Origin of the sequence: Streptomyces sp. MS06 (assembly GCF_047200655.1) — a bacterium.
Classification (GTDB): domain Bacteria; phylum Actinomycetota; class Actinomycetes; order Streptomycetales; family Streptomycetaceae; genus Streptomyces.
Genome location: NZ_JBJZOJ010000008.1, coordinates 72582 through 99465, shown reverse-complemented (window position 1 = coordinate 99465; position 26884 = coordinate 72582). Strand labels below are relative to the sequence as shown.

The 26884-nt window shown below is 72.8% G+C and carries 26 protein-coding genes and 1 tRNA gene; 6 read left to right on the top strand and 21 right to left on the bottom strand.

Annotated features, from left to right (window positions below; translation table 11 throughout):
• Positions 1–277: 277 nt before the first annotated feature.
• Positions 278–934, top strand: coding sequence for an SDR family oxidoreductase (locus ACL02U_RS06130; protein ID WP_412789606.1), 657 nt, complete (start codon positions 278–280; stop codon positions 932–934).
• Between the two features lie 331 nt (positions 935–1265).
• Positions 1266–1547, top strand: coding sequence for a hypothetical protein (locus ACL02U_RS06125; RefSeq protein WP_412789605.1), 282 nt, complete (start codon positions 1266–1268; stop codon positions 1545–1547).
• Between the two features lie 108 nt (positions 1548–1655).
• Here the strand turns inward: ACL02U_RS06125 and ACL02U_RS06120 are convergent, their stop codons facing one another.
• Together ACL02U_RS06120 and ACL02U_RS06115 are read right to left on the bottom strand one after the other, a co-directional pair.
• Positions 1656–2822, bottom strand: a complete 1167-nt coding sequence (locus ACL02U_RS06120; protein ID WP_412789604.1) for a PP2C family protein-serine/threonine phosphatase — start codon at positions 2820–2822, stop codon at positions 1656–1658.
• A 281-nt stretch (positions 2823–3103) separates the two neighbouring features.
• Positions 3104–3185 (bottom strand) — tRNA-Tyr (locus tag ACL02U_RS06115).
• 223 nt (positions 3186–3408) lie between these two features.
• On the opposite strand from ACL02U_RS06115, the gene ACL02U_RS06110 reads away from it, so the two are divergent.
• On the top strand, positions 3409–3897 hold the full coding sequence (locus ACL02U_RS06110) for a YajQ family cyclic di-GMP-binding protein (RefSeq protein WP_412789603.1): 489 nt from the start codon (positions 3409–3411) through the stop codon (positions 3895–3897).
• A 286-nt stretch (positions 3898–4183) separates the two neighbouring features.
• Here the strand turns inward: ACL02U_RS06110 and ACL02U_RS06105 are convergent, their stop codons facing one another.
• Positions 4184–4450, bottom strand: a complete 267-nt coding sequence (locus ACL02U_RS06105; RefSeq protein WP_412789602.1) for a GlsB/YeaQ/YmgE family stress response membrane protein — start codon at positions 4448–4450, stop codon at positions 4184–4186.
• A gap of 164 nt (positions 4451–4614) precedes the next feature.
• Between ACL02U_RS06105 and ACL02U_RS06100 the strand changes: the two genes are divergently transcribed.
• On the top strand, positions 4615–5886 hold the full coding sequence (locus tag ACL02U_RS06100) for an APC family permease (RefSeq protein ID WP_412789601.1): 1272 nt from the start codon (positions 4615–4617) through the stop codon (positions 5884–5886).
• Positions 5887–6172: 286 nt separating this feature from the next.
• A complete protein-coding gene (locus ACL02U_RS06095) occupies positions 6173–6577 on the top strand; it encodes a YccF domain-containing protein (protein WP_412789600.1) in 405 nt (134 codons plus the stop codon).
• A gap of 112 nt (positions 6578–6689) precedes the next feature.
• Here the strand turns inward: ACL02U_RS06095 and ACL02U_RS06090 are convergent, their stop codons facing one another.
• The 7 genes from ACL02U_RS06090 to ACL02U_RS06060 form a co-directional block, all read right to left on the bottom strand.
• Positions 6690–7571, bottom strand: a complete 882-nt coding sequence (locus tag ACL02U_RS06090) for a PaaX family transcriptional regulator C-terminal domain-containing protein (protein WP_412789599.1) — start codon at positions 7569–7571, stop codon at positions 6690–6692.
• Positions 7568–8071: an acyl-CoA thioesterase gene (locus ACL02U_RS06085; protein ID WP_412789598.1), complete on the bottom strand. Its 504-nt coding sequence runs from the start codon at positions 8069–8071 to the stop codon at positions 7568–7570. The genes ACL02U_RS06090 and ACL02U_RS06085 overlap by 4 nt, the downstream gene beginning before the upstream one ends.
• A 113-nt stretch (positions 8072–8184) precedes the next feature.
• Entirely contained in the window at positions 8185–10560 is a 2376-nt protein-coding gene (locus ACL02U_RS06080; RefSeq protein WP_412789597.1) for a bifunctional salicylyl-CoA 5-hydroxylase/oxidoreductase, read from the bottom strand.
• Positions 10557–12191 (bottom strand): AMP-binding protein, encoded by a 1635-nt coding sequence (locus ACL02U_RS06075; protein ID WP_412789596.1) that lies wholly within the window; start codon positions 12189–12191, stop codon positions 10557–10559. Before ACL02U_RS06075 ends, ACL02U_RS06080 begins: the two co-directional genes overlap by 4 nt.
• Complete coding sequence (locus ACL02U_RS06070) at positions 12188–13123, bottom strand: acyl-CoA thioesterase (protein ID WP_412789595.1); 936 nt, start codon at positions 13121–13123, stop codon at positions 12188–12190. Before ACL02U_RS06070 ends, ACL02U_RS06075 begins: the two co-directional genes overlap by 4 nt.
• On the bottom strand, positions 13123–13626 hold the full coding sequence (locus ACL02U_RS06065) for a cupin domain-containing protein (protein WP_412789594.1): 504 nt from the start codon (positions 13624–13626) through the stop codon (positions 13123–13125). The genes ACL02U_RS06070 and ACL02U_RS06065 overlap by 1 nt, the downstream gene beginning before the upstream one ends.
• Positions 13627–13673: 47 nt before the next feature.
• The gene (locus tag ACL02U_RS06060; RefSeq protein ID WP_412789652.1) at positions 13674–14489 is read right to left on the bottom strand and encodes a fumarylacetoacetate hydrolase family protein; all 816 of its coding nucleotides are present in this window, start codon (positions 14487–14489) and stop codon (positions 13674–13676) included.
• A 122-nt stretch (positions 14490–14611) separates the two neighbouring features.
• Between ACL02U_RS06060 and ACL02U_RS06055 the strand changes: the two genes are divergently transcribed.
• The gene (locus ACL02U_RS06055; RefSeq protein WP_412789593.1) at positions 14612–15040 is read left to right on the top strand and encodes a RidA family protein; all 429 of its coding nucleotides are present in this window, start codon (positions 14612–14614) and stop codon (positions 15038–15040) included.
• 417 nt (positions 15041–15457) lie between these two features.
• On the opposite strand, the gene htpX is transcribed toward ACL02U_RS06055, so the two are convergent.
• The 11 genes from htpX to ACL02U_RS06000 form a co-directional block, all read right to left on the bottom strand.
• On the bottom strand, positions 15458–16321 hold the full coding sequence (htpX, locus tag ACL02U_RS06050; protein ID WP_412789592.1) for a zinc metalloprotease HtpX: 864 nt from the start codon (positions 16319–16321) through the stop codon (positions 15458–15460).
• 231 nt (positions 16322–16552) lie between these two features.
• Positions 16553–18148: an NADH-quinone oxidoreductase subunit N gene (locus ACL02U_RS06045; protein ID WP_412789591.1), complete on the bottom strand. Its 1596-nt coding sequence runs from the start codon at positions 18146–18148 to the stop codon at positions 16553–16555.
• A complete protein-coding gene (locus ACL02U_RS06040) occupies positions 18145–19740 on the bottom strand; it encodes an NADH-quinone oxidoreductase subunit M (RefSeq protein WP_412789590.1) in 1596 nt (531 codons plus the stop codon). The genes ACL02U_RS06045 and ACL02U_RS06040 overlap by 4 nt, the downstream gene beginning before the upstream one ends.
• Before the next feature lie 6 nt (positions 19741–19746).
• The gene (locus ACL02U_RS06035) at positions 19747–21741 is read right to left on the bottom strand and encodes an NADH-quinone oxidoreductase subunit L (protein WP_412789589.1); all 1995 of its coding nucleotides are present in this window, start codon (positions 21739–21741) and stop codon (positions 19747–19749) included.
• A complete protein-coding gene (gene nuoK, locus ACL02U_RS06030; RefSeq protein ID WP_412789588.1) occupies positions 21738–22115 on the bottom strand; it encodes an NADH-quinone oxidoreductase subunit NuoK in 378 nt (125 codons plus the stop codon). Before nuoK ends, ACL02U_RS06035 begins: the two co-directional genes overlap by 4 nt.
• The gene (locus tag ACL02U_RS06025; protein ID WP_412789651.1) at positions 22115–22792 is read right to left on the bottom strand and encodes an NADH-quinone oxidoreductase subunit J; all 678 of its coding nucleotides are present in this window, start codon (positions 22790–22792) and stop codon (positions 22115–22117) included. Before ACL02U_RS06025 ends, nuoK begins: the two co-directional genes overlap by 1 nt.
• Positions 22792–23457 (bottom strand): NuoI/complex I 23 kDa subunit family protein, encoded by a 666-nt coding sequence (locus tag ACL02U_RS06020; RefSeq protein WP_412789587.1) that lies wholly within the window; start codon positions 23455–23457, stop codon positions 22792–22794. Before ACL02U_RS06020 ends, ACL02U_RS06025 begins: the two co-directional genes overlap by 1 nt.
• A gap of 2 nt (positions 23458–23459) precedes the next feature.
• Positions 23460–24428 (bottom strand): complex I subunit 1/NuoH family protein, encoded by a 969-nt coding sequence (locus tag ACL02U_RS06015; protein WP_412789586.1) that lies wholly within the window; start codon positions 24426–24428, stop codon positions 23460–23462.
• Positions 24425–25702: an NADH-quinone oxidoreductase subunit C gene (locus ACL02U_RS06010; protein WP_412789585.1), complete on the bottom strand. Its 1278-nt coding sequence runs from the start codon at positions 25700–25702 to the stop codon at positions 24425–24427. Before ACL02U_RS06010 ends, ACL02U_RS06015 begins: the two co-directional genes overlap by 4 nt.
• Entirely contained in the window at positions 25699–26442 is a 744-nt protein-coding gene (locus ACL02U_RS06005) for an NADH-quinone oxidoreductase subunit B (RefSeq protein ID WP_412789584.1), read from the bottom strand. The genes ACL02U_RS06010 and ACL02U_RS06005 overlap by 4 nt, the downstream gene beginning before the upstream one ends.
• A complete protein-coding gene (locus tag ACL02U_RS06000) occupies positions 26433–26828 on the bottom strand; it encodes an NADH-quinone oxidoreductase subunit A (protein ID WP_412789583.1) in 396 nt (131 codons plus the stop codon). The genes ACL02U_RS06005 and ACL02U_RS06000 overlap by 10 nt, the downstream gene beginning before the upstream one ends.
• Positions 26829–26884: the final 56 nt, after the last annotated feature.

The following is a 26884-nucleotide window of genomic DNA, read 5'->3' as shown; positions in this document are numbered from 1 at the left end:
CCGGGCCGCAGCGCGAGCGGTCCGGGCGCAGCGCGAGCGGTCCGGGCGCAGCGCGAGCGGTCCGGGCGCAGCGCGAGCGGTCCGGGCGCAGCGCGAGCGGTCCGGCCCCGACGGAAGCGGTCCGGCCGCAACCGTGCGACCGACCGCCTACGACCGAACGCGTCCAGCCTCCTCGCTGCCGGCCCGTGTGCTGCGTCCCGGCCGCAGCCGTGCAGCACGGCGGTCCGTGCAGCGGACCGTGCAGCGCACCGGGCCGTCGCGGCGTACGGTCGGAGACATGCGCATTGTCATCGCTGGTGGTCATGGTCAGATCGCGCTACGGCTGGAGCGCCTGCTCGCCGCACGCGGGGACGAGGTCGCGGGCCTGATCCGCGCTGCGGAACAGGGCGACGACCTGCGGGAGGCCGGCGCCGAACCGGTCCTGCTCGATCTGGAGTCGGCCTCACTCGAACAAGTGGCCGCCCACCTCCAGGGCGCCGACGCCGCCGTCTTCGCGGCCGGCGCGGGCCCGGGCAGCGGGGCGGCCCGCAAGGACACCGTGGACAAGGGCGCGGCGGTGCTGTTCGCGGACGCCGCGGTCCGGGCCGGGGTGCGGCGGCACGTGGTCGTCTCGTCCATGGGAGCCGACGCCGGACGGCAGGGCGACGAGGTCTTCGACGCCTACCTGCGGGCCAAGGGCGCGGCGGACGACCACGTGCGGAGCCTCGACGCCCTGGACTGGACGATCCTGCGTCCCGGCGCGCTGACCGACGACGCGGGCACCGGACTCGTCCGCATGCAGGCGCACACGGGCCGCGGCCCGATCCCGCGCGACGACGTGGCCGCGGTCCTCGCGGAACTGGTGGACACGCCGGCTACGGCGGGCCTGACGCTGGAGCTGATCAGCGGGTCGACACCGGTGTCGGTGGCGGTGAAGTCGGTCGCCGGGAACTGACGCTGACGGACCGGCAGCTCAGCTTCCCCTGCGTCCTCACCGCCCCCGTTCTCACCGCCCGATCTCACCGCCCGTCCCGTTCCCGGCCCGCCTGACGGCGGCACGGGGACGGGAGGGGCGGGCCCGGTCCCGTCCCTCCCGTCCCTCCTCGGCAGGCGCGCCCCGGCCCTCTGCGCCGACGGGTATTCCTGCCGCGCGCCCTCGGGCAGAGGAGCCGGACGCCGCCGTCTTCACGCGCTGGGTCCGCGGCGCTGGGCCACTCGGGTACCGGCCCTCGCACGCCGTCCGCTTCCGACGCGCCTGAGAGGCAAGTCCTCCCTAGCATCCGAGCGTGGCACACACCTTCGACGAACTCGTGGAGAAGCAGCGCGCGGCGAACGAGGCACACGCGCGCGCCCTGGAGTTGCGGGACGCCTACGGCGCGCCGACGGCGGCGTCGTGGACCGGGGAGCAGCACGACACCTACGAGACGGCCTGGCGCGCCTGGCGCGACCTGGCCCGGGACACGCAGGCCGCGGTCACCGAGTACGCCAGGAGCGAGAGCCGACCGCGCAACGAGGTCGAGGCGGAGGTGAAGAAGGCGGCGCCTACGGCGCCGACCGGTGACGACTAGACCGTGCACGGGGCGCACCAGCCGCCTGCCGCCCACCGATCCCTGCCCGCTGCCCGCTGCGCACTGCCTGCTGCCTGCTGCCTGGAGTTGGACCACGCACCGCACCCGTCACCCCGCGCCCGCCGCGTCGGAAGGCGGCTCCGACGGGTTCTGGAACCGGTCAGCCAGGATCATCGCCACATCGTCGGCCAGGTCGCCACCGGTGTGGCGGACCAACGCCTGGTGCAGCTGCTCCAGGAACTCCGACGGGGTGGCACCGGCACCTATCCCCTCCACGGCCTCGGGCAGGGCGAAGAACTCGTGATCGCGGTTGCGGGCCTCGATCACGCCGTCGGTGTACAGCAGCAGCCGGTCTCCGGGGTTGAACGCGTAGCTCTCGGGCCTCGCGGGGAGGTCGGTGACGAGGTCTTCGAGGCCGAGGGGCGGCAACGGCACACTCGGCATCAGTGGCACGGTCCTGCCCTGGCTCAGGAGCAGCGGTGGCGGATGTCCGCGGTTGACCAGTTGCACCACGGGTTCGTCCGGCACCTGCGCGATGAGCGCCGTGGTGAACCCCTCGAGCCGAACCTCCTGGCCGTAGGCACCCGGCAAGGCGAGTTCACGTCGCAGCGCAGCCGCGCAGCGGTTCATGACCTCCACCAGGTCGTCCTCGTAGTGCACGGCCTCCCGAAACGCGCCGAGCGCCACCGCGACGGCTCGCACCGCGGTGAGCCCCTTGCCCCGGACGTCTCCGACGATCATCCGGACGCCGTACCTCGTCTGTACCGCCTCGTACAGGTCACCGCCCACCCGTGCCCCCGTCCCGGCCGCGAGGCACAGGCTGCCGGCGGACACCGGCCCCAGGCGCTCGGGCACGGGTCGCAGCACCACCTCCTGGGCCGCCACCGCGATCCGGCGGACCTGGTCGAGCTCCCGCTGCCTGCGCTCCTGCATGGCGAGGCTGGTGACGAACCCGGCCGCGGAGACCAGGGCCAGAGCCAGCAGGTTGCTGTAGACCTGCAGGGTGCCCCAGGCCCCGTTGTAGGTCGCGGTGGTCACGCTGATGGCCAGCGCCAGGGCCGCCGCCGCCGTGGTGCCCTTGGGCCCCAACGCCACGGCCGCCAGCGCGGGCACCGCGGTGAGGAAGGGGCCGGTGTAGATGAAGTGCGCGGGCGTGAGTTCGATGACCAGCACGGCCAGCGCGATCAGGAAGGGCAGACCCTGCAGCAGGGCGAAGAGGGCCCGGCTGTGCGCACCGGCTCCCGGCACCGGGGGTGAGTGCAGGAGCCACTTCATGGACCCAGCCTGCCTCGGGGAGACCCACGGCTCCACCCCAGCCCACCGCCCACGGCAGCAGGGCATTGCCCCTCCCTGCTCTGCGGGAGTGGCACGAGTGGGAGTGATCAAGCTCTCCGCGGGGGGACGTCCGGGGGACGTGCACCGATCAACGGTGAGATACGGGCGGTACGAGGTGAGACATGTCCGCGCCCCGTCCAGCATGAATCGAACAGGCAGACAGAACGAGAGAACCCCTCTGACCAGGTGAGGAACTTGGTCAGAGGGGTTCTCCCTCAGCGTGGCGGCGCCAGGATTCGAACCTGGGAAGGCTGAGCCGGCAGATTTACAGTCTGCTCCCTTTGGCCGCTCGGGCACACCGCCGGGTTTTGCCGCCGGGAGCCCGCCTTGCGGCGCCGCTCCGTGGCAACGACGTAAACCATACCCGATGGACCGGGGTGCTTCGCCACCAGATTGATCACCACTCGGGGAGGGCGGGGTGGCTAGGCTTGTCCGGATGCGGCCCGGGAGCCTCCCGGGGCTCGGCGGCAGCCCCCACGGCGCCGGCACGCACCCCAACGCACTTCGATACAAGGAGCCACAGGACATGGCCGACTCCAGTTTCGACATCGTCTCGAAGGTCGAGCGGCAGGAGGTCGACAACGCCCTCAACCAGGCCGCCAAGGAGATCTCCCAGCGCTACGACTTCAAGGGCGTGGGCGCATCGATCGCGTGGTCCGGCGAGAAGATCCTGATGGAGGCGAACTCCGAGGACCGGGTGAAGGCCGTCCTCGACGTCTTCCAGTCCAAGCTGGTCAAGCGGGGCATCTCGCTGAAGGCCCTGGACGCGGGCGAGCCCCAGCTCTCCGGCAAGGAGTACAAGATCTTCGCGTCGATCGAGGAGGGCATCTCCCAGGAGAACGCCAAGAAGGTCGCGAAGATCATCCGGGACGAGGGCCCCAAGGGCGTGAAGGCCCAGGTGCAGGGTGACGAACTGCGCGTCACCTCCAAGAGCCGGGACGACCTGCAGGCCGTCATCGCCCTGCTGAAGGGCCGGGACTTCGACTTCGCGCTGCAGTTCGTCAACTACCGGTGATCGAAGAGGCCGGCCGGTAGGGGTCGTCCGGCACGCCGGGCTGGCGGGCATGCCCGGGCCGTCGGGCACGCCGGGCCGTCGGGCAAGCGGGGGCCGTGGTGGGACCGCGGCCTTCGCGGCCTCCGACTGGCGCCCGGCCCGGCGCCCGACCTCCCAGGAAGAGGCCGGGCCGGTGGGGCCGGGGGACGGCGAGAGGGGTGGGCGGCTCCGGGAGTTTCCGGTGCCACCCACCCCTCTCGGCCGTCCGCGGCGATGCGGCGGTGCGGGGCGGTGCGGGGCGCGGTCGTCAGTCGCGCGAGTTGCCGAACAGGATGCGGTACCCGATCAGCAGGACGAGCGAGCCGCCGATCGCCGCCGCCCAGGTCCCCTTGTCGTAGAAGTCGTTGGTGATCGAGTGGTGCAGCCACCGGGAGGAGATCCAACCGCCGATGAACGCGCCCGCGATGCCGATGAGGGTCGTGCCGATGAAGCCGCCCGGATCGCGGCCCGGCAGCAGGAACTTGGCGATGGCTCCGGCCAGCAGGCCGAGGATGATCCAGCTGATGATGCCCATGCCGTGAACCTGCCCCTTCGTGCTGTGCGTTGACCGTCCCGACGCTGTGATCTTCCCTACGGCGCCCTCGGACGGACCGCACTCGTGCGTGTGTTCGTGCCGTGTTGCCGGGAAGGACGCCGCGACGACCCCCGGCGGTTGCAGCTCTCAGTAGGGTGCCGCTCATGACGACGCCCGGATCCGCCGGTGGACTGCGACGCACTCTCGGCGTCGGGGACGCCGTGGTCGTCGGCCTCGGCGCGATGGTGGGTGCGGGGATCTTCGCGGCTCTGGGGCCCGCTGCGCGCGCCGCCGGCTCCGGGCTGCTGCCCGCGCTCGCGGTCGCCGCAGTGGTCGCCTACTGCAATGCCCTCTCCTCGGCGCGGCTGGCGGCCCGGTATCCGGCCTCGGGCGGCACCTACGTGTACGGGCGTGAGCGGCTGGGGGCGTTCTGGGGTCACCTCGCCGGGTGGGCGTTCGTGGTCGGGAAGACGGCTTCCTGCGCGGCGATGGCGCTGACCGTGGGCGCGTACGTGTGGCCGGGGCGGGCGCACGCGGTGGCGGTCGCGGCCGTGGTGGCGCTGACCGCGGTGAACTACGGCGGCGTCCGGAAGTCGGCCCGGCTGGCCCGGCTGATCGTGGGAGTGGTGCTGGCCGTCCTCGCCGGCGTGGTCGTCGTGTGCCTCGGGTCCGGGGAGTCGGACGCCGGGCGCCTGGACCTCGGGGTGTCCGGGTTCCCGGGAGGGGTGCTGCGCGCCGCCGGTCTGCTGTTCTTCGCGTTCGCGGGGTATGCGCGCATCGCGACGCTCGGGGAGGAGGTACGGGATCCGGCACGGACCGTTCCGCGCGCGATTCCGCTTGCTCTCGGGCTCGCGCTGGCGGTGTACGCGGCGGTGTCGGTGGCGGTGCTGTCGGTTCTGGGGCCGGATGGCCTGGGACGCGCCGAAGCCCCGCTGGCGGACGCCGTGCGGGCGGCCGGCGCCTCCGGATGGGTGCCGGTGGTGCGGGTGGGTGCGGCGGTGGCCGCGGTGGGCTCGCTGCTGTCGCTGCTCGTCGGCGTGTCCCGCACTGCGCTGGCGATGGCCCGGGACCGGCATCTGCCGTCCGTGCTCGCCGCCGTCCATCCGCGGTTCCGGGTGCCGCACCGGGCGGAGCTGGCCGTCGGGGCGGTGGTCGCCGTCCTGGCCGCCACCGTGGACGTGCGGGGCGCGATCGGGTTCTCGTCCTTCGGGGTGCTGACGTACTACGCGGTGGCCAACGCCTCGGCGTGGACCCTCGATCCGGCACCGCGGGCGCGGCTGGTGCCGGCGGCGGGGCTGATCGGCTGTGCCGTGCTGGCGTGCTCCCTGCCGGCGGCGTCCGTGGCGGCGGGCGCGGGCGTGCTGGCCCTTGGGGTGCTCGTGTACGGGGTACGGGCCCGGCGCGGGCGGCGGAAGGAGTGGCTGGGGAAGCGGTAGCCCGGGTGCGGGAGGCGGTGGAACCTCGGGGAGCGGGAGTAGGAGTAGGAGCGGGGGCACGGGCACCCGGAGCGGAGGCACGGGCACAGGCACGGGCACCCGGAGCGGGGGCGGCACGGGCACAGGCACGAGTACCGGGCGCGGGGGCACGGGTGGCGGCGGGTGTCACCGTACGTTCCCGATCACGCCACGAAGGCTCTCCGTTTCCGCCGGACCACGCGCCCCGCTGATACTGGTGGGAGCAGGGCAGTACCGCCGGCGAGCGACCTGGAGAGGTAAACCGATCATGAAGCTGTTCAACCTGCTGCTGAACATCATCTGGCTCTTGTTCTGCGGTATCTGGATGGCCCTGGGCTATCTGGTCGCCGCATTGATCTGCTTCATCCTGATCGTCACCATCCCCTTCGGCATCGCGTCGCTGCGTATCGCCGGCTTCGTCCTCTGGCCGTTCGGCCGGACGGCGGTGGAGCGGCCGGACGCCGGTGCGGGGTCGTTCCTGGGGAACGTGATCTGGGTGATCTTCGCGGGGTGGTGGTTGGCGCTGGCCCACCTGGTCACGAGCATCCCGCTGTTCCTGTCGATCATCGGGATCCCGTTCGGCTGGGCGAACCTGAAGCTGATCCCGATCTCGCTCATGCCCCTGGGCCGGGAAGTGGTGTCGACGGACCAGGGCTTCGGGAGCCGCTACTAGCAGGGCCGGTGGCGCCGATCCGTACGGCACCGGCCCGCACCGCGCCACCGCCGGTCGGGCCGGGTGCCCGCCCCGACCGGGACGCCGGGTGCCGTCGGCCGGACCGACCGGGTCACCGGGTGCCGTCGGCCGCTTCGGCCGGACCGGGCTGCGTGGGCCAGTACGGGGCGGCGTGGGCCAGTGCCCGCCCCTCCAGCGTCGCGACCATCCGCTCGAAGAGGCGGACGGCGGCGGGACCGCTCCAGTCCTCCGGGAGCACCTCGGGCGGCAGCCCGGGATCGCGGAACGGCAGCTTGCGCCAGTGGTCGACCAGGGAGAGGTACGTGACGAAGGCGTGCTTGCCGTCGACGAAGGCGGCCGTGGCCAGTCGGTCCGCCTCCGCCTCGTGGTCCTCGATGAACTCCTCGTAGCGTCGTTCGATCCCCTCGATGTCCCAGCCGTTGCGGACCATGGCCGCCAGTTCCTGCCCCGCGGCGTAGTGGCCGACGAAGACGGCGCACTGACCGGTCAGGTCCAGCTCGGCGATGGCGCGCTGGGCCGACGCCAGCATGCGCGCGGGGGCGATCCACACCGCCGATCCGATGTTGCCGAAGCCGAGCGAGGTCAGGTGGGCGGTGAGCTGGTGGCGCCGGGCGCGCGCGGACTCGGGGACGGAGAAGTTGACGAGGCACCAGCCGTCACCCAGTTCGGCCGGCTGCCGCGCGTGCCAGATCACCTCGTCGCCGGCGGCGAGGGCCTCCAGCGCGGCGGGGGTCAGTGCGTAGCCGCGTACGCCGGAGCGGGGCTCCGACTCCAGCCAGCCGCGCTTCTTGAGCCGGAACACCGCCGTCCGGACGCTGGCGGCGTCCAGGCCCGACTGGGCGAGCAACTCGACGGTGCCCGCGATCGGCATCCAGTTGCCCATCTTGCGGACGACGGCGCCGAGGAAGCTCACCAGGACGGTCCGGGACCGGGGTGTGGCTGCGGGTGTTCGGGCTTCCCTGGTCGCGCTCATCCGACCGAGTATGGCGGATGCGGTCCGGGGGCCCGCACACCCCCTCGGAGCGCTGCGACCCATTCCTCCGGCCACGGGCCGCCGGCGGCGCCTTTGCGGTGGCCGCTGCCGATGTAGGCGGTGACGTAGCGGCCGTGCGCGGCCCGGCGGCCGGGGTGGCCCCGGAACTCCTCGCCCCAGACCTCGAAGCGGAAGGTCATGGAGGTGGTGCCGATGTCGGCAAGCTCCACGACGGTCCGGACGTCCTGGCCGAAGAAGAGCGGCGACTCGAAGTCCACCTCGTAGTGGACCCGCGGTGCGGCCGGGAAGTAGCCGTGCAGGCCCAGTCCGGCCATCAGCGAGGCCTCCGCGGCCTCGACCAGGCGCACGACCGTGCTGTTGTGGTAGATGCCCGCGGCATCGGTGTCGATCCACTCGATCCGGGACCGGTGGACACCGGTCCGGTCGGAGCCCCCTGCCGTGCGGCCGGATTCCCGGGCCGCCCCGTCGGAATCCCCCACCGCCCGGCCGGGGTCCCCGACCGCCCCGTCGGAGCGCCCGGACGGCCGGTGGCAGCCCCCGGCCGCCGGTTCGTGGTCCCCGGCCGTACGTTCGTGGCCCCCGGCCGCCGCGGTCACGCGGACACCGGGGCGCGGCGCGGGGTCCACCGCAGGTGCACGGTGCCGTCGGCGCCCTCCCGCAGCAGCGAGAGGCGCGGCGGGACCTTGTCGGTGCGCGAGGTGGGCGGCCTGCGCCTGCCGGCCTTCCACTGCACCGGCCACTGCGCGCCGTCGCCCCGGTACTCCTGCTCGGCCGCGGCCTGCAGGGTCCACTGCGGGTTGTACAGGTGGGTGCGGCCCAGGGCGCACAGGTCCGCCCGTCCGGCGAGCAGGATCGAGTTGACGTCGTCGTAGGAGGAGATGGCGCCCACCGCGATCACCTTCACCCCGGCGGGACCGGCCACCCGGTGGCGGATCATGTCGGCGAACGGTGTCTGGTACGAACGGCCGTAGGCGGGTGCCTCGTCCTTGGTGACCTGCCCGGAGGAGACGTCGATGGCGGCGGCGCCGTGCTCGATGAACGCCCGGGCGATCTCCACGGCGTCGTCAGCGGTGTTGCCGTCCGGTACCCAGTCGGTCGCCGAGATGCGGACGGTGACCGGGATGTGCGGTGGGACGGCGCGCCGCACCGCGTCGAAGACCTCCAGCGGGAACCGCAGCCGGTTGTCCGGGGAGCCTCCGTACTCGTCGGTGCGCCTGTTGGCAACGGGAGAGAGGAAGGACGACAGCAGGTAGCCGTGGGCGGCGTGCACCTCGACGAGGTCGAAGCCCGCCCGCACTCCGCGTTCGGCGGCGGCGACGAAGTCGGCGACCACCTTGTCCAGGTCCGCGCGGGTGGCCTCGCGGGGGGTGTGGCAGCCGGGGCCGTAGGGGATGGCGGACGGGCCGATCACCTCCCAGTTGCCGTCGTCGAGCGGTTCGTCCATGCCCTCCCACATGAGCCGGGTGGATCCCTTGCGGCCCGAGTGGCCGAGCTGCAGGCCGATCTTCCCGGTGGTGCGCTCGTGCACGAAGTCCGTGACGCGGCGCCAGGCGTCGCGCTGCTCGTCGGTCCACAGTCCCGGACAGCCCGGGGTGATGCGTCCCTCGGGCGAGACGCAGACCATCTCGCTCATCACCAGGCCCGCGCCGCCCAGCGCCTTGGAACCGAGGTGCACCAGGTGGAAGTCGCCGGGAACGCCGGCCTCGGCGGAGTACATGTCCATCGGGGAGACGACGATGCGGTTCTTCAGTTCCAGCGGGCCGATGCGGACCGGCTGGAACATGGCCGGGGCGGTGCCGGGGGCCTGCTCGCTCCGGGCGAACTCGCTCTCCATCAGGGCGGCGAACTCGGCGTCCCGTTCGCGGAGGTTCTCGTGGGTGATCCGGCGCGAGCGGGTCAGCAGGTTGAAGACGAACCGGGCCGGGTCCTGGTCGGCGTACATGCCGATGTTCTCGAACCACTCCAGTGACGCCTGCGCGGCCCGCTGGGTCGACTCGACGACCGGTTTGCGCTCGGTCTGGTAGGCCTCGAGCGCCTCCGCCACCGTGGGCTGCTCGTGCAGGCAGGCCGCCAGTGCGAGGGCGTCCTCCATGGCGAGCTTGGTACCGGAGCCGATGGAGAAGTGCGCCGTGTGGGCGGCGTCGCCGAGCAGCACCACGTTGTCGTGGTGCCAGCGCTCGTTGCGGACGGTGGTGAACTCCAGCCACTTGGAGTTGTTGGTGAGGACGCGGTGGCCCTCCAGCTCGCCGGCGAAGATCTCGGCGATCCTGGCGACGGCGTACTCGTCGGAGGCGCCCGGCGGGAACGCCCGGCCCGCGGTCCGGTCGAAGCCGGCGCGCCGCCACACGTCCTCGTGCATCTCGACGATGAACGTCGAGCCGGTGTCGGAGTACGGGTAGCCGTGGATCTGCATGGTGCCCCACTCCGTCTGCTTGACGAAGAACTGGAACGCCTCGAAGACCAGGTCGGTGCCGAGCCAGATGTACTTGTTCCGCCGCCGGTCCAGCGACGGGCCGAAGACGTCGGCGTACTTCGTGCGGACGGCGGAGTTCAGGCCGTCGGCCGCGAGGACCAGGTCGTGCGTGGCGCGCAGCTCGTCCGCGTCCGGGGCCTCGGTCCGGTAGTGGACGGTGACGCCGAGTTCGGCGACCCGCTCCTGCAGGATCCGCAGCAGTTCCTTGCGGCTCATCGCCGCGAACCCCTGTCCGCCGACGGTGAACCGGTGGCCGTCGAAATCGACGTCGATGTCGGTCCAGCGGGCGAAGCGGCTCTCCATCGCGGCGTGGACGACGTCGTCGGCGTTGTCGATGCCGCTGAGGGTCTCGTCGGAGAAGACGACGCCGAATCCGAAGGTGTCGTCCGGGGCGTTGCGCTCCCAGACGGTGACCTCGTGGGCCGGGTCGAGCTGCTTCATCAGGGCGGCGAAGTACAGGCCTCCCGGGCCGCCTCCGGCGATGGCGATCCTCATGCGGTTCCCTCCACGGTGCGGCGGAGCTTGTAGTGCTGGAGCTTGCCGCTGGGGTTGCGCGGCAGCGAGGCGATGAAGCGGACCTCGCGCGGGTACTTGTACGGCGCGATCTGCTGCTTGACGTGGTTCTGGATCTCGTCGGCCTTCGTCTCGTCCCCGGCCACGCCCTCGCGGAGTACGACGAACGCGCACACGATCGCGCCGCGTTCGGGGTCGGGCCGGGCGACGACCGCCGACTCGAGGACGTCCGGGTGGGTGTCGACGGCGGCCTCCACCTCCGGTCCGGCGATGTTGTAGCCGGAGGAGACGATCATGCTGTCGTTGCGGGCGCGGTACCAGAAGTAGCCGTCCTCGTCGCGCAGGAAGGTGTCGCCGGTGACGTTCCATCCGTTGACGACGTAGTCGGCCTGCCGGTCGTCGTCCAGGTAGCGGCAGCCGACCGGGCCGATCACAGCGAGCCGTCCCTCGACGCCGGGCCCGAGTTCCTCGCCGTCCGGGCCCAGGACGGTGGCACGGTAGCCGGGGACGGGCCGGCCGGTCGATCCGGGGCGGATGTCGTCGTCGGCGGCCGAGATGAAGATGTGCAGCATCTCGGTGGCGCCGATCCCGTCGACGATCCTGACGCCGAGCTCCTGGTGCAGTTGCTCCCACACGTCCTGCGCTATGTGCTCGCCCGCGCTGACCGCGCGGCGCAGCCCGGCGAGCCGCTTCACCAGGCCCGACTTGAGGATCTGCTTGTACGCGGTCGGCGCGGTGGCCAGTACGGTCACACCGTGGTCCGCCACCAGCCCGGCGAGTTCGGCCGGCGTGGCCGACTCGGTGAGCAGCGCGCAGGCGCCGGCCCGCAGCGTGAAGACGACCAGCATGCCCAGGCCGAAGGTGAAGGCCAGCGGCGCGGTGCACGCCACCAGGTCGTCGGGGCGCAGGCGGAGCGTGTGCCGGCCGAAGGTGTTGTCGATCGACAGTACGTCGCGGTGGAAGTGGACGGTGATCTTCGGGACGCCGGTGGTGCCCGAGGTCGGCCCGAACAGCGCGACGTCGTCCGCGGCCGTGTCGACGGCGGTGAACCGGCCGGCCTTCCGGGCGGCCCGTCTGCTCAGGTCGTCGTGGGCGTCGCCGCCGTACGCGACGACGGCCAGGTCGGGCGCGACCGTGTCGCGTACGGTCAGCACGTCGTCGACGAAGCGGTGGTCGACCAGTGCGACGGCGGGCCGGGTCTTCTCGACGATCGGCGCCAGCTCCCGTGCCCGCAGGGCGGCCATGGTGGTCACGACGACGCCGCCGGCGCTGAGCACGCCGAGCCACGCGGCGACGGTCCAGGGGTTGTTCGGGGAGCGCAGCAGGACCCGGTTGCCGGGCACCAGGCCGAGGTCCTCGGTGAGCACCTGGGCGATCTGGGCGGCCCGCCGCCGGAGCTCTCCGTAGGTCCAGAGGTCGCCGCCGGGAGTGCGCAGCGCGGGCCGGTCGGGGCCGTGGGCGGCGATCACCCGGTCCATCAGTTCCGTGGCGGCGTTGAGGCGTTCGGGGTACCGGAGAGGTTCGGTCGTGAACTCCAGCACCGGCCACCGGTCCGCCGGGGGCAGGTGGTCGCGGGCGAAGGTGTCGGTGTGGCCGGAGGGCGAGAGGGTCATCGGTCTCCTCCCCGCGGGGCGCGGATCATGCCTTCCTGGACGACGGTGGCCAGGTGGGCGCCGTCGGGGGTGAAGAAGCGGCCGGCGGCGAGGCCGCGGCCCGCTTCGGCCGCCACCGCCTGCTGGGCGTAGAGGAGCCAGCCGTCGGCGGTGCCCGGTCGCGGGGCGCGGTGGAACCACATCGCGTGATCGAGGCTGGCCGTGACCAGGCCTTCCGTGGCCCAGGGCAGGTCGAGCACCCGCAGTACCGGTTCCAGGATGGTGTAGTCGCAGACGTAGGCGAGCGCGGCCGTGTCCCGCTGGGCGTCGGTGAGCCCGTCGACGGTGCGCAGGCCGTCGAACGGTCTGACCCAGACCGCCTGGTGGGGCAGCCGCTCGCCCTCGACGGTGAGGTAGACGGGGCCCGGCGCGTGCCGCATGTCGAAGCTGCGTCCGGAGGACCAGTAGGCCTTGGAGACCTCGGTCATCGTCCCGCCGGTCCGGTCGGTGAGCCATGCGGCGGAGCTGGGCAGCGTCTCGGGGCCGGGCAGGCCGGCCGCGGACAGCCAGTCCGGGAGCTCGCCCTGGTAACTCGCTCCGGGCTCGCCGGCCGCGAAGTTGGCCAGGCAGACGTAGAGCGGTCTGCCGTTCTGGTAGCCGCGGACCTGCCGGGTGGCGTAGCCGCGGCCGTCGCGCAGCAACTCCACCTCGTAGCGGACCTTCTCGCCGATCTCGGCGGGGCGCATGAAGTAGGAGTGCATGGAGTGCAGCGTCTTGCCGTCGCCGACGGACCTCATGGCGGCTGCCGCGGCCTGGGCGACCAGGTCGCCGCCGTAGGCCTTGGGCCAGGGGCAGGGCTGGGTGACGGCGGTGAAGGCGAGGTCGAAGTGCTCGGCCTCGGCCGGCGTCAGGGTGAGGGCGGCGCTGAAGTACTCGGAGGTGGTGTCGGCCATCACGACCGGCCCAGCCAGTCGCGCAGGTCGGCGTCCGCGACCTGCGGAAGGTTGACCACGATGTTCTCCGGTGTGCGGGTCGTCATCCAGGTCAGCGGTTTGTTGCGGTCGAGGTTGCACTCGACGTGGGGCATGAACGGCGGGACGAAGACCCAGTCCCCCTCCGCCATGTCGATGTAGTCGTCGAACTTCTCGCCGAAGTAGATGCGGGCGCGGCCGGAGAGCACGTAGCCGCCGGTCTCGGCCTCGCCGTGGTGGTGGGGTACGGAGCGGTAGCCGGCGTCGTTGCTGACCTTGCCGAACCAGATCCTGGTGGCCGGGGTGTGCTGGGCGCTGACTCCCGAGATGCGGGTGGCGCCGTCGGACTGGCCGGTGTTCCCGGGCTCGGTGCCGGCGCGGGTCACGACCGGTACCACCAGGCCGCTCTCGGTGGCATACATCGAGTTGTCGCCCTCGAGGGCGTACGAGTCGTAGAGCCCGTGGTCGGTGGGACGGGGGTCCATGGAAGCTCCTCTTCGGGGACGGGGGTGAGGGGGTGGAGCCGGGGGCGTCAGCGCGCGGACCGGACGGTGTTGCGCAGGGTGCCGATACCGGGGATCTCGGTCTCCACGACGTCGCCGTCGGCGAGGAACCGCTGGGGGTCCCGGGCCGCGCCGATGCCGCCGGGCGTTCCGGTCAGCACCAGGTCGCCGGGGCGCAGCACGGTGAAGGCGGAGATGTAGGCCAGCAGGTCGGCGGCGTCGAACACGAGCGTCCTGGTGGTGTCGTGCTGGACCTCCTCGCCGTTGACCCGGCAGATCACCTCGACTCCCGCGGCCGGGTCCATCTCGTCGGGGGTGACGACGACGGGGCCCACCGGTGTGGACGCGTCCCATGCCTTGCCCTGGAACCACTGCAGCGTCCGGTACTGCCAGTCGCGGACCGAGATGTCGTTCGCGGCGGTGTAGCCGGCGATGCCGGCGAGCGCGGCCTCCCGGTCGGCGTGCCGCAGCGTCGCGCCCACCACGACGGCGAGTTCGGCCTCCCAGTCGACCTGGAGGTCCGGTGGCAGGAGCAGGTCGGCCTCGGGGCCGGTCAGGGTGTCGGCGTACTTGGCGAAGAGGGTGGGGTGCGCCGGCAGTTCGCGTCCGGTCTCCCGGATGTGGTCGGCGTAGTTGAGTCCGCAGCAGATCACCTTGCCGGGGGCGGGCAGCGGGAGGACCGGGACGGCGTCGCGGAGTGCCTCACCGGCCAGGGCGGTGGCCCGTTCGGGGGGTGTCGTCGCGAGGAACGCCGACAGGTCGGCGGCGGGGAGGGCGTGCCAGGCGCCCTCGTGGAGCACCGCGGCGGTCCTGCCGGTCTCGTGGTCGACGGTCGCCAGGCGCATGGGCGCTTCCTCTCCCTCACTGCTGTCCGCGAACTGCATTTCATTATTTCTACGATCGTCACGAGAGTGTCAATAGCTGCTACGGTGTCGGCCAGACAGCACCCGTCCGGCAGGAGATCTCCATGGCGACCATCCCGGCCCCGGTACCGGTCAACCCCGCGTCCCTGGCCAGGCCCAGCGGCTACTCGCACGGGACACTGAGCGGAAACACGCTGTACCTCGGCGGGCAGACGGCCCTCGACAAGGACATGCGGATCGTCCAGGGCGGCATCGTCGAGCAGTTCCGGCAGGCGTTCGGCAACGTCCTCGCGACCCTCGCGGAGGCGGGCGGCATCCCCGAGGACCTGGTGAGCGTCACGATCTACCTGACCGACATCCCCGACTACCAGGCGCACGGCAAGCAGATCGGAGAGGTCTGGCGCGAGCTGGCCGGTCCGGTCTACCCCGCCATGGCCGGCATCGGCACCACCGCGCTGTGGCAGCCCGAGGCCATGATCGAGATCCTCGGCGTGGCGGTCATCCCCGACGATCGACTGGTCCGACCCGCGTAGCCCCGAGCCGCCGCCGAGTGCCCGGTGGCCCGGCACCCCTCCGGGGAGAACCGGCACAACCTCCTGCGACCTGCCGGCGCTTCACCGCGGAACGCCCCGGTGCGACGAGCCGCGGGCGCGCCGCACCGGCGGAAGGGGGGACGGTCCTGCTCCCGGAACTCCGACCCGCCTCCCGGGACGTCCGGGGCGCGCCGCTCCGGGCGCGGAGCCGAACGCCGGGAGCGGCACCGACGGCACGCCGACGGCGGGGAGGCGGCCCGGCGGACCCACGGAGGTCACGGCCGGCGGGAGGCCGAGCAACTGGGTAGCCGCATGCCCGAGTGGCCGGGTAGCCGCATGGCCGGGTAGCCGGATGGCCGAGTAGCCGGGTAGCCGGTCAGAGGCTCGGTATCGCCCGCAGGGGGGCCGGGAGGATCCTCACAACGGACGACCCGCCATCTTCTCGAGCCGGGCGACACGCTCCGCCATCGGCGGGTGCGTGGAGAACATCTTCGACATCCCCCGGCCGGGGCGGAACGGGTTCGCGATCATCATGTGGCTCGCGGTCTCGATACGCGGCTCGGGCGGCAGCGGGAGCTGCTTGGTCCCGGCCTCCAGCTTGCGCAGGGCGCTCGCCAGGGCGAGCGGATCACCGGTGAGGCGGGCCCCCGAGGCGTCGGCCTCGTACTCCCGGGAACGGCTGATGGCCAGTTGGATGAGGCCGGCCGCGAGCGGCCCCAGAATCATGATCAGCAGCAGGCCGACGAGTCCGGGACCGTCGTCGTCGTCGCCGCGGCCGATCGGGATCAGCCAGGCGAAGTTGACCAGGAACATGATCACTGAGGCGAGGGCGCCGGCGACCGAGGAGATCAGGATGTCCCGGTTGTAGACGTGGCTGAGTTCGTGGCCGATGACGCCGCGCAGCTCCCGCTCGTCGAGGATGCGCAGGATGCCCTCGGTGCAGCAGACGGCGGCATTGCGCGGGTTGCGGCCGGTCGCGAAGGCGTTGGGGGCCTCCGTCGGGGAGATGTAGAGGCGGGGCATGGGCTGCCGGGCCTGGGTGGAGAGGTCTCTGACCATGCGGTACAGCGCCGGCGCCTCGAACTCGCTGACCGGGCGCGCCCTCATCGCGCGCAGGGCCAGCTTGTCGCTGTTCCAGTACGCGTAGGCGTTGGTGCCCAGGGCGACGAGGACCGCGACGATCAGTCCGGTACGGCCGAAGAAGCTGCCGATGACGATGATGAGTGCGGACAGTCCCCCGAGGAGTACTGCGGTCCTGAGCCCGTTGTGCCGGCGGTGCACGGTACGCCCTCCAAGTGGTGCGGCAGGGGAACCCTTCGCTGTCGTGTCAGTGCCACTGGTGCCGTGGCGGCACTCCCAGTGGACCCTCCCGTACTGGTCAACGCCAGGCGGGGGCCGCCAGTTCCCCGGTGGGGCGGCAGCGGGCAGAGCCGTCCGGGTGAAGGGCGGGCTCCGACGCCCGCGGCCGTGACGGTCACGGCTGCGGCAGAGCCGTCCGGGTGAGCGGCGGGCTCAGAACAGCCCGGTGGCGGCGAAGCGCAGCACCAGCTCGGGTGCGCCCGACAGGGCGACGCCGGCGACCGCGGTGAGACCGAGCGCTGCGGTGAGCGGTGCCGGGAACCGGTGGGCGGGGGGTGCGCCCTCCGCCGCGCGGAACAGCAGGGCCGTCCACCGGAGGTAGTAGTACAGCGCGACGACCACGTTGGCGGCCATGACGACGGCGAGCCAGCCCAGCCCCGCGTCGACGGCCGAGGAGAAGACGGTGACCTTCGCGAACAGGCCGATGACGCCGGGCGGCAGTCCGGCCAGGCAGAGCAGGAAGAACGCCAGCAGCAGGGCGGCCACGGGATTGGTGGCGTACAGACCGCGGTAGTCGGTGATGCGGTTGACGGTGCGGGTGCGGCCGACCAGGGCGGCCACCGTGAACGCGCCCAGGTTCACGACGCCGTACATGAGGGCGTAGGCGACCGTGGAGCCGACGGCGTGCTCGGGGTCGTCGGCGTACCCGGCGGCGGCGACCGGGACGAGCAGGTAGCCGGCCTGGCCCACCGACGACCACGCGAGCAGCCGCACCGCACTCCGCGCGCGGGTGCCCTGCTGGCGCAGCGCGCCGACGTTGCCGACGGTCATGGTGAGCGCGGCCAGCGCGGCCAGCGCCGGGCCCCAGGCGTCGGCGTACGAGGGCAGGGCGACGACGGTGACGAGGATCAGCCCGGAGAAGCCGACCGCCTTGCCGACGACCGAGAGGTACGCGGCGATGGGGAGCGGCGCGCCCACGTAGGTGTCGGGCACCCAGAAGTGGAACGGCACCGCGGCCGTCTTGAAGGCGAAACCCACCAGGGTGAGGACGACTCCGGTCTGCGCGAGGGTGCCGAACTGCCCGTCGACGTGCTGGACGCGGTCGGCGATCCGGGTCAGGTAGAGGGTTCCGGTGGTGGCGTAGACGAAGCTGACGCCCATCAGGGTGACGGCGGTCGCGGTGACCGACGACAGGAAGAACTTCAGGGCGGCCTCGGAGGACCGCCGGTCGCCGTGCCGGATGCCGACGAGGGCGAAGGCGGGCAGGGAGGCGACCTCCAGGGCGACGACGAGGGTGGCGAGGTCGCGGGAGGCGGGCAGCAGGGCGGCACCCGCGGTGGAGGACAGCAGCAGGAACCAGTACTCCCCCTCCGGCAGTTCCCGGCGGGCGTCCTTCAACGCGGTCACCGACAGCAGGGCGGCGAGCAGAGCGCCGCCGAGGACGAGGAGCTGCACGGCGAGGGTGAAGTGGTCGGCCGTGTAGCTGCAGGCACCGGGGTCGCCGGCGAGGCAGAAGGTGGTGCGGTCACCGTCCAGCAGCGGCAGCAGCAGGAGCGCGGCCCCGGCCAGCCCGCCCACGCTGACCCAGCCGAGCACGTCCTTCCTGGCGTCGGGCAGGAACAGGTCGGCGACGAGGACGGCGAGGCCGACGACCGCGGTGAGGGTGGGCGGGGCGATGGCGAGCCAGTCGACGGACTGGACGACGGACGAGGCCAGGGGATGCAGCAGGGGGTGGGCCACCGACTCGGCCAGGGTGTGCGTCACGGGCTGGGCCGCGGACTCGGCCAGCGACTGGGCCGGGGGGTTCATCGGGTGCCTCCTGCGAGGAACAGCTGCACGGCCGGGTCGGTCAGGCCGAGGAGTGCCTTGGGCCACAGGCCCGCGACGACGGTCAGGGCGACGAGCGGGGTCCAGGCCGCGAACTCGTACGGGCGGACGTCGGCGAGCCGGGGGGTGGCCTCCGTGCCCTGCGGGACGCCGCCCATGCACACGCGCCGGACGACGAGGAGCATGTAGGCGGCGGTCAGCAGCGTGCCGAGGGCGCCGATCGCCATGAAGGTGAGAAAGGCGGGGCGGCTGAGGCCCGCGGCGGGTCGGAACGCGCCGAACAGGGCCAGCATCTCGCCCCAGAACCCGGCGAGACCGGGGAGGCCGAGCGAGGCCACGGCGCCGAACGCGAGCAGTCCGCCCAGCCGGGGGGCCCGGCCGTACAGTGCCGCACCGGTGTCCTCGGCGAGGGCGTCCAGGTCGGTGCTGCCGGTGCGCTCCTTGACCCCGCCGACCAGGAAGAAGAGCAGTCCGGTGATGAGCCCGTGGGCGATGTTGGCGAACAGGGCGCCGTTGACGCCGGTCGGCGACATGGTCGCGATGCCGAGCAGCACGAAGCCCATGTGGCCGACGGAGGAGTAGGCGATCAGCCGCTTCAGGTCGCCGCCGGCGCCCCGCCTGGCGAGTGCCAGGCAGGCCAGCGAACCGTAGACGATGCCGACGACGGCGAAGGCGGCGAGGTACGGCGCGAAGGTGCGGAAGCCGTCCGGTGCGATCGGCAGGACGATCCGCACGAACCCGTAGGTGCCCATCTTCAGCAGCACGCCCGCCAGCAGCACCGAGCCGGCGGTCGGCGCGGCGGTGTGGGCGTCGGGCAGCCAGGTGTGCAGCGGCCACATCGGCGTCTTCACCGCGAGCCCGAGCCCGATCGCGAGAACGGCGACGACCTGCACGGATGCGGTGAGGGACCGGCCGTTGTCAGTGGCGAGTGCCACCATGTCGAACGTGCCCGCCCGAAGACCGATCAGGAGCAGGCCGAGAAGCATGACGACCGAGCCGAGCAGCGTGTACAGGATGAACTTCCAGGCGGCCGCGGCCCGGCCCTCGCCGCCCCAGCGGGCGATGAGGAAGTACATCGGGATGAGGACCGTCTCGAAGGCGAGGAAGAACAGGAGCAGGTCGAGCACGGCGAAGGAGGCGAGGGTGCCGGACTCCAGCAGGAGCAGCAGGGCCACGAAGCCCTTCGGGGACGGCCCGGCGACCGGGGGCACCGGCCGCTTGAAGTAGCTGTGGAGCGCGCAGAGGAAGGTCAGCAGCGCGGTCAGGACGAGGAGGGGGAGCGAGATGCCGTCGACACCGAGGTGGATCCGCACGTCGAGCGCGGGGATCCAGCTGATGTCCGTGGTGGCCTGCATCGTCGAGGGGTGGTCGTGGTCGAAGCCGAGCACGAGCACGACCGCGGCGGCGAGGACCGCGCCGGTGACGGTGACGCCGTGCCGCAGCACGGCCTGTTCGGGCGACCTCCCCTTCAGCCCCGGCGGAGCCGGGAGCAGAGCGGCGGCGGCACCCAGGAGCGGTCCGACCACGACGAACGCCAGAAGGAACCGCATCACGGACTCGTTGATATCGATCACGCCTGCTCACGCTCCCGTGGCGACGAGGACGGCGGCGACCGCGAGGACGACGGTGCCGGCGAGCAGCGCGCTCACATAGGTCTGCACATTGCCGGTCTGGGCGCGCCGTACGGCGGCCCCGAGCCAGCGCGGTAGGGCGCCCGCGCCGCGTACGTAGGTGTCGACGACCTCGCGGTCGAGGAAGCGGACGAGGCGCGCGCCGGCCTGCACCGGACGGACGAAGAGGGCCGTGTACACGGCGTCGAGGTGGAATCCGACGGCCGCGTGCCGGTGCAGCGGTCCGAGCAGCAGGCGCCCGGGGTCGGCCGGGTCGGCCGCCCGGGCGACGCCGCCGTAGGCGGGCGCGTGGCTGGCGATGGCCTCGGCCTCGACGAGTCCGGCATCGCCCTCGGGGTGGGCGGCGACCGCGCCGAGCGGGACACGGGCGGCGAAGGCGGTGGTGTGGCGCCAGGCGGCGTAGGTGACGATGCCGCCGACCAGGGCCAGGCCGGTGCCGAGGACCGAGGTGGTCAGGGCCGGGGTGAGGTCGCGGCCGTCGAACCAGTCGGGCAGCAGCCGGTAGGTGAGCCCGCCGAGCGCGAGGGAGGGCACCGCGAGCACCCACAGCACCACCGTCATGGTCAGGGGCTGCCGGCCGTGGTCGGGGGCCTCGGCGCCGCGGCCGCGGAAGGCGAGCAGCCACAGCCGCGTCGCGTAGGCGGCGGTCAGCAGGGCCGTGAGCAGGCCTGTGACGAGGACGATCCAGCCGGCGGCGGCCGGAGCGGACCCGGTGTGGCCGGTGGCGACGTGTTCGGCGGCGCCGAGGACGGACTCCTTGGAGAAGAACCCGCTGAACGGCGGGATCGCGGCGAGCGCGAGGAGCGCCACGGTCATCGTCCAGAAGGCGTCGGGCACCCGGTCGCGCAGTCCGTGCAGGCGCGACATCGCGGCCAGCGAGTTGGTGCCGGCGGCGTGGATGACCACGCCGGCGGCGAGGAACAGCAGCGCCTTGAAGGCGCCGTGGGAGAGGAGGTGGAACACGGCGGCACCGCGGTCGCCGACCGCGAGGGCGCCCGTCATGTAGCCGAGCTGACCGATCGTCGAGTAGGCCAGGACGCGTTTGATGTCGTCCTGGGCGAGCGCGGCGACACCGGAGCCGGTCATCGTGACGGCCGCCATCACGGCCAGGACGAGCAGCGCGGCCCGGGAGGCCTCGAACACCGGGAGGAGCCGGGCGACGAAGTACACGCCGGCGGCGACCATCGTCGCGGCGTGGATGAGCGCGGAGACGGGGGTGGGGCCCGCCATCGCGTCGGGGAGCCAGGTGTGCAGCGGGAACTGGGCCGACTTGCCCGCCACACCCGCCAGCAGGAGCAGGGCGATGAGCGTGGGGTGGTCGAGTCCGCCGTGGGCGACCGCGCCGAGGACGGTGGTGATGCGGAACGAGCCGGTGTCGCCGGCGAGGACGAAGAGACCGATGAGGAACGGGACGTCGCCGAGCTTGGTGACCAGGAAGGCCTTGAGGGAGGCGGCGCGCGCCTCGGGGGTCTCCCAGTAGTGGCCGACCAGGAAGTAGGAGCAGATGCCCATGACTTCCCAGCCGACCAGCAGCACGATCAGATCGCCGGAGTAGACGACGAGGAACATCGCGGAGGTGAACAGGGAGACGAGGGCGGCGTAGGACGGGTAGCGCGGGTCGTCGCGCAGGTAGCCCGTCGAGTAGATCTGCACGCAGGCGGCGACGACGCCGACGAGGACCGCGACGAGGGCGGCGAAACCGTCGAGGTGCAGGGCGAGTTCGATCGGGACCGAGCCGGTGGGGGTGAGCTCGGTGGCGGAGTCGACGGCCGCGCCGCCGGCCTGGCGGGTGGCGACCAGGACGGCCACGGCCAGGGCGGCGAGGGTCGGCAGGATCGCCAGCGGGCGGGCCAGGCCGGGGAGGGTGCGGCCCAGCAGCAGCCCGCAGGCCGCGCCCAGGAACGGCAGCAGGGGGACGAGTACGGCGAGGGTGGTCGTGGTCACGCGCGGGCCTCAGCCTTCTCGGCGGCCTGGTCGTCGGCGGGGGTGTCGTCGCCGGCGCCCTCGGCGGTGTCGCGGAGCCGGTCGATGTCGGCGGTGCCGCGGTTGCGGTACACGGCGAGGACGATCGCCAGGCCGATACCGATCTCGGCGGCGGCGACGGCGATGGTGAACAGGGTGAGGGCCTGGCCGGAGTGCAGGGTCTCCTCGGCGGTCCGGCTGAGCCAGACGTCGAAGGCGACCAGGTTCAGGTTGACGGCGTTGAGCATCAGCTCGACCGACATCAGCACCAGGACCGCGTTGCGGCGGGCCAGGACGCCGTACAGACCGGTGCAGAACAGCAGGGCGGAGAGTACGGCCGGGTAGACGAGGTGCATCAGCGGGCCCCTTCTCTCGCGTCCCGCCCGCCGGTCGCGCCGGCGTCGGCCACTCCCCCGCCGGCCGCTCCCCCGCCGGGCTCTGCGCCGCCGGGCTCGACCCGACCGGGCGCGCTCCCGCCGGACGCGGAGGCGGCCGCCGCCTTCGCCCTGCGGGACAGGACGATCGCGCCGACGAGGGCGGCGAGGAGGAGGACGGACAGCGCTTCGAAGGGCAGGACCCAGTTCTGGAACAGGCTGGCACCGGTGACGGCGGTCGAGCCGGCGGCGGCACCGTCCAGGTCGATCCAGGTGGTGCGGAAGGCGTCGGTGACGACCCAGACCAGGGCGGCCGCGGCGGTGGCGGCGACGGTCAGGGCGGCCCACCGGTTGCCGGAGTCCGCGTCCGGGGAGCGGCCGATCGGTGCCCTGGTCAGCATCAGACCGAAGAGGAGGAGGACGACGACGGAACCGACGTAGATCAGGACCTGTACCCAGGCGATGAACTCGGCGGTCAGCAGGAGGTACTCGACGGCGAGTCCGCCGAGCGCCACCACGAGCCACAGCGCGGCGTGCACCAGCTGCCGGGTGGTGACCGCGACGAGGGCGGCGCCGAAGGTGACCAGGCCGACGAGCACGAAGGCGATCTCCACACCGGTCGGGGAGAGGAAACCGTGCGGGCCGGCGGCGAGCGGGATCATGCCTGCCCCTCCTCGTCCGGCCGGTCCGTCGGCCGCGGGGGCCCGCCCGCGGGACGGGTGGGCCGCTCGGAACCGGACGCCTGCTCCCGCGGCCCGGACGCCTGCTCCGGCGACTGCGGACCGGCGGCCGCCGGTGCCTGCTGGACAGCCAGCTTCTCGGCCGCCCTGCGGGCCGCGCCCAGTTCCTTCGGCTCCTCCGCGGCGGGGTCGAGGGCGGGCGGGGCCGGGACGGTCCACATCCACTCGCGGAGCTTGTCGCGCTCGTGGGTGAGCTCGCGGATGTCGGTCTCGGCGTACTCGAACTCCGGCGACCAGAAGAGCGCGTCGAAGGGGCACACCTCGATGCAGATCCCGCAGTACATGCACAGGGAGAAGTCGATGGCGAAGCGGTCGAGGACGTTGCGGCTGCGTTCGCGGCCGCCCGGGACCGCCGCCGGAACCGTCTCCTTGTGGGAGTCGATGTAGATGCACCAGTCCGGGCACTCCCGGGCGCACAGCATGCAGACCGTGCAGTTCTCGTCGAACAGGCCGATCACACCGCGGGTGCGTGGCGGAAGCTCGGGCTGCACGTCGGGGTACTGCTCGGTGACGGTCCTCCGCGTCATCGTGCGCAGGGTGACCGCCAGGCCCTTGGCGAGGCCCGAGCCGGGGACGGGGGCCATGGTTACCGGATCACCACCTTGACGACGCCGGTGAGGGCGATCTGGGCGAGGGAGAGGGGGACGAGGAGGGTCCAGGAGAGCTTCTGGAGCTGGTCCTCGCGCAGGCGGGGGTAGGTCACGCGCAGCCAGATGACGAGGAAGGCGAGGACCGCGGTCTTCAGCAGGGTCCACAGCCAGCCGAGCCCGTCGGCGCCCCAGGGGCCGTGCCAGCCGCCCAGGAAGAGGACGGTGGTCAGCCCGCACAGGACGATGATCCCGGCGTACTCGGCGAGCAGGAAGAGCGCGAAACGCAGCCCGGTGTACTCGGTGTACGCGCCGAAGATGATCTCCGAGTCGGCGACGGGCATGTCGAACGGCGGGCGTTGCAGCTCCGCCAGCCCGGCGACGAAGAAGACCAGAGCGCCGATGATCTGCCAGGGCAGCCACCACCAGGCGAACGCGTCCAGGATGCCGGGGAGGGAGACCGTCCCGGCCGCCATGGCGACGGAGGCGGCGGCGAGCAGCATCGGTAGTTCGTAGGCGAGGAGTTGGGCGGCGGTGCGCAGACCGCCCAGGAGGGAGAACTTGTTGGCGCTGGCCCATCCGGCCATCAGGGAGCCGAGGACGCCGACGCCCATCACCGCCAGTACGAAGAACACTCCCGCGTCCAGGACCTGCCCGACGGCGCCCTCGCCGGGGCCGATGGGGATGGCGAGGAGGACGAGCAGGTACGGCAGCAGGGCGACGGCCGGCGCGAGCTGGAAGACCCGGCGGTCCGCACCGGCGGGGACGACGTCCTCCTTCTGCGCGAACTTCACGCCGTCCGCGACGAGCTGGGCCCAGCCGTGGAAACCACCGGCGTACATCGGGCCGAGACGGCCCTGCATGTGGGCCATCACCTTGTGCTCCGTCTGACCGACGACGAGCGGGAAGGTGAGGAAGACGACGAAGACGGCGAGGAGTCGCAGGGCGACGTCGAGCGCGTCGTTCACTGCGTGCCTCCTGCGGGGCGGTCGGGACCGGCATCGTCGGTGGTGGGCTCGGGTGCGGCGGGCCCGGAGGTGCGCGACTCGTCGCGCTCCGGGTCGGCGGCGCCCTCTTCGCCGTGGGTGGCTTCCTGCGGCCCCGGCTCGGGCCCTTCCCTTCGCTGCTCGGGACCCTGCGGTCGCCCCTCGGGCCGCTCGGACTCGTCGAAGGCGGGGCGGGCGTGGTGCCAGGGAGCGTCGGAACCGCGGCCCGGCGCGGCCGGGGTTCCCGGTGTTCCCGGTGTTCCCGGGGTACGGTCCGGCTGCGCCTGCTCGGCCGCCTCGGCCGCATCCGGTGTTCGCCGGGCCTCCGGGGTCTCCGGCGTCTCTGGGGCCTCCGGCGTTTCCGGCCTCTTCGGAGTCTCCGGCGCCTTCGGAGTCTCCGCCCGCTGGGAGGCGGATCCTCCGCTCGCGCTGCGTGCGCGGCGCGGTGCGGCCGCACCCGGCGTCCCCGAGGCGGGTCGGCTCGCCGAGCCCTCCGAGGCACTGCGCGACCGCCGTGGGGCGGCGGAACCGGCGGCGCCCGTGTCCGCCGCGGCCTGGCTCGCCGAGCCCTCCGCGGCCGTACGGGTGCGCCGCGCCGGACGTTCACCGGCGGCCCGGCCGGCGGCGCCCGCGCCCGCCGCCCTGCCCGCGCCGCGGGCGGGGCGGGCAGGGGCGGGGGGCAGCTGGCCCTTGAGCGGGCCCCACTCGTTCGGGTCGGGGACGCCGGGAGGCAGCATCTGCCGGCGCTTCGGGCCGCCGTGCTCGGACTCGCCGGGCTCCTTGGCCCCGGGCCAGGCCTTGGCCACGCGGGCGGCCAGGACGAAGTCCTTGCGCAGCGGGTGGCCCTCGAAGTTCTCGGGGAGGAGCAGGTGGTCCAGTGCGGGGTGTCCCTCGAACGCGACGCCGAACATCTCGTGCGTCTCTCGTTCGTGCCAGCCGGCGCCCGCGTACACGCCGACGGCGGACGGCAGGGCCGGCCTCTCGTGCGGAACGGTGGTGCGCAGCAGCAGCCGCCGCACGGACGGCGGCGCGAGTGCGGCGACGTGGGCCGCGACGCGGAACCCGGTGCCCGGTTCGTCGACCGCGCTCAGCCAGTCGAAGTAGGTGCAGCCCAGCCGGTCGCGGGCGGTCTCCAGCGCTGCGAGCCAGGACGCCGCGGGCACGTCGACCGTCAGGACGCCGTAGGACTCCTCGGCCGTGGCGTCCGCGCCGAACAGTTCGTCGGCGGGGGCCGGCAGCCAGCCGACCGCGGTCATCGCCCGCCCTCCCGGGTATCCGTGCTCCCGGAAGCCGGGTTGCCGGCGCCGCCGTCGCCGGCCTCGGGCCTGCCCGCACCGCCGTGCCGGGGTGCGGCCGGCGGCTTTACGAGACCGCTCTGCAGCGCGGCCGCCGACGGGCGCCCCGCGCCCGCTCCCTTGCCGTACCGCTCGCCCAGCGACTCCCGGGCGATCTTCTCCTGGAGCTTGAGGACTCCCTGGAGCAGCGCTTCCGGGCGGGGCGGGCAGCCGGGCACGTACACGTCGACCGGGATGATCTGGTCGACGCCCTTGGTCACCGAGTACGAGTCCCAGTACGGGCCGCCGCAGTTGGAGCACGCGCCGAAGGAGATGACGTACTTCGGCTCGGGCATCTGCTCGTACAGGCGCTTCACGGCCGGGGCCATCTTGTCCGTCACCGTGCCGGAGACGACCATCAGGTCGGCCTGGCGCGGGCCGGGTGCGAAGGGGATCACGCCGAGGCGGATGAAGTCGTGGCGGGCCATGGAGGCGGCGATGAACTCGATGGCGCAGCAGGCGAGGCCGAAGTTGAAGACCCAGAGGGAGTAGCGGCGCCCCCAGTTGAGGATCACCTTCATCGGTTCCGGGGCGAGGCGGGCGAGCGCGCCGAGCCTTCCCGCGCCCTCGGCGGGTGCGCCCTGCGGGTTCCCCGCGGAGGGGCGGCCCGGATCGGGCAGCAGCACGGGCTCCGGCTTGCCGGACTTCGGGGTCACGTCCATGTCAGGACCCCCTTCTTGTATGCGTACAGCAGACCGACGGCGAGGAAGCCGAGGAAGAGGAACATCTCCACGAGGGTGGTGGCTCCGTAGCCGGGGGCGGCGAACACCGTCGCCCAGGGGAACAGGAAGACCGAGTCGACCGCGAAGATCACGTAGAGGAAGGCGTACACGTAGTAGCGGACCTGGGTGTGGGCCCAGCCCTCGCCGACGGGGTCGACCCCGCACTCGTACGTCAGCAGTTTCTCGGGGGTGGGCACCACCGGGCGCAGCAGGCGGCTCGCGCCGAAGGCCACGGCGACGAACAGCACGCCGACCACGGCGAGCAGCCCGACGACCGCGTAGGACCGGAAGTAGTCCGCCGCGATGACGGCGGTCGTTTCCCGCACGTCCGTCCCTCGCTCCCTGACCTCGTGACCCGGACCTCGCGACCTGCGGGCCGCGG

Bases quoted from the DNA above. Each gene is read 5' to 3' on its own strand.
- ACL02U_RS06130 (WP_412789606.1), top strand. From the start codon at position 278: ATGCGCATTGTCATCGCTGGTGGTCATGGTCAGATCGCGCTACGGCTG.
- ACL02U_RS06120 (WP_412789604.1), bottom strand. From the start codon at position 2,822: ATGAAGTGGCTCCTGCACTCACCCCCGGTGCCGGGAGCCGGTGCGCAC.
- ACL02U_RS06110 (WP_412789603.1), top strand. From the start codon at position 3,409: ATGGCCGACTCCAGTTTCGACATCGTCTCGAAGGTCGAGCGGCAGGAG.
- ACL02U_RS06105 (WP_412789602.1), bottom strand. From the start codon at position 4,450: ATGGGCATCATCAGCTGGATCATCCTCGGCCTGCTGGCCGGAGCCATC.
- ACL02U_RS06100 (WP_412789601.1), top strand. From the start codon at position 4,615: ATGACGACGCCCGGATCCGCCGGTGGACTGCGACGCACTCTCGGCGTC.
- ACL02U_RS06095 (WP_412789600.1), top strand. From the start codon at position 6,173: ATGAAGCTGTTCAACCTGCTGCTGAACATCATCTGGCTCTTGTTCTGC.
- ACL02U_RS06090 (WP_412789599.1), bottom strand. From the start codon at position 7,571: ATGAGCGCGACCAGGGAAGCCCGAACACCCGCAGCCACACCCCGGTCC.
- ACL02U_RS06080 (WP_412789597.1), bottom strand. From the start codon at position 10,560: ATGAGGATCGCCATCGCCGGAGGCGGCCCGGGAGGCCTGTACTTCGCC.
- ACL02U_RS06075 (WP_412789596.1), bottom strand. From the start codon at position 12,191: ATGACCCTCTCGCCCTCCGGCCACACCGACACCTTCGCCCGCGACCAC.
- ACL02U_RS06070 (WP_412789595.1), bottom strand. From the start codon at position 13,123: ATGGCCGACACCACCTCCGAGTACTTCAGCGCCGCCCTCACCCTGACG.
- ACL02U_RS06065 (WP_412789594.1), bottom strand. From the start codon at position 13,626: ATGGACCCCCGTCCCACCGACCACGGGCTCTACGACTCGTACGCCCTC.
- ACL02U_RS06060 (WP_412789652.1), bottom strand. From the start codon at position 14,489: ATGCGCCTGGCGACCGTCGACCACGAGACCGGCAGGACCGCCGCGGTG.
- ACL02U_RS06055 (WP_412789593.1), top strand. From the start codon at position 14,612: ATGGCGACCATCCCGGCCCCGGTACCGGTCAACCCCGCGTCCCTGGCC.
- ACL02U_RS06045 (WP_412789591.1), bottom strand. From the start codon at position 18,148: ATGAACCCCCCGGCCCAGTCGCTGGCCGAGTCCGCGGCCCAGCCCGTG.
- nuoK (WP_412789588.1), bottom strand. From the start codon at position 22,115: ATGCACCTCGTCTACCCGGCCGTACTCTCCGCCCTGCTGTTCTGCACC.
- ACL02U_RS06020 (WP_412789587.1), bottom strand. From the start codon at position 23,457: ATGGCCCCCGTCCCCGGCTCGGGCCTCGCCAAGGGCCTGGCGGTCACC.
- ACL02U_RS06010 (WP_412789585.1), bottom strand. From the start codon at position 25,702: ATGACCGCGGTCGGCTGGCTGCCGGCCCCCGCCGACGAACTGTTCGGC.
- ACL02U_RS06005 (WP_412789584.1), bottom strand. From the start codon at position 26,442: ATGGACGTGACCCCGAAGTCCGGCAAGCCGGAGCCCGTGCTGCTGCCC.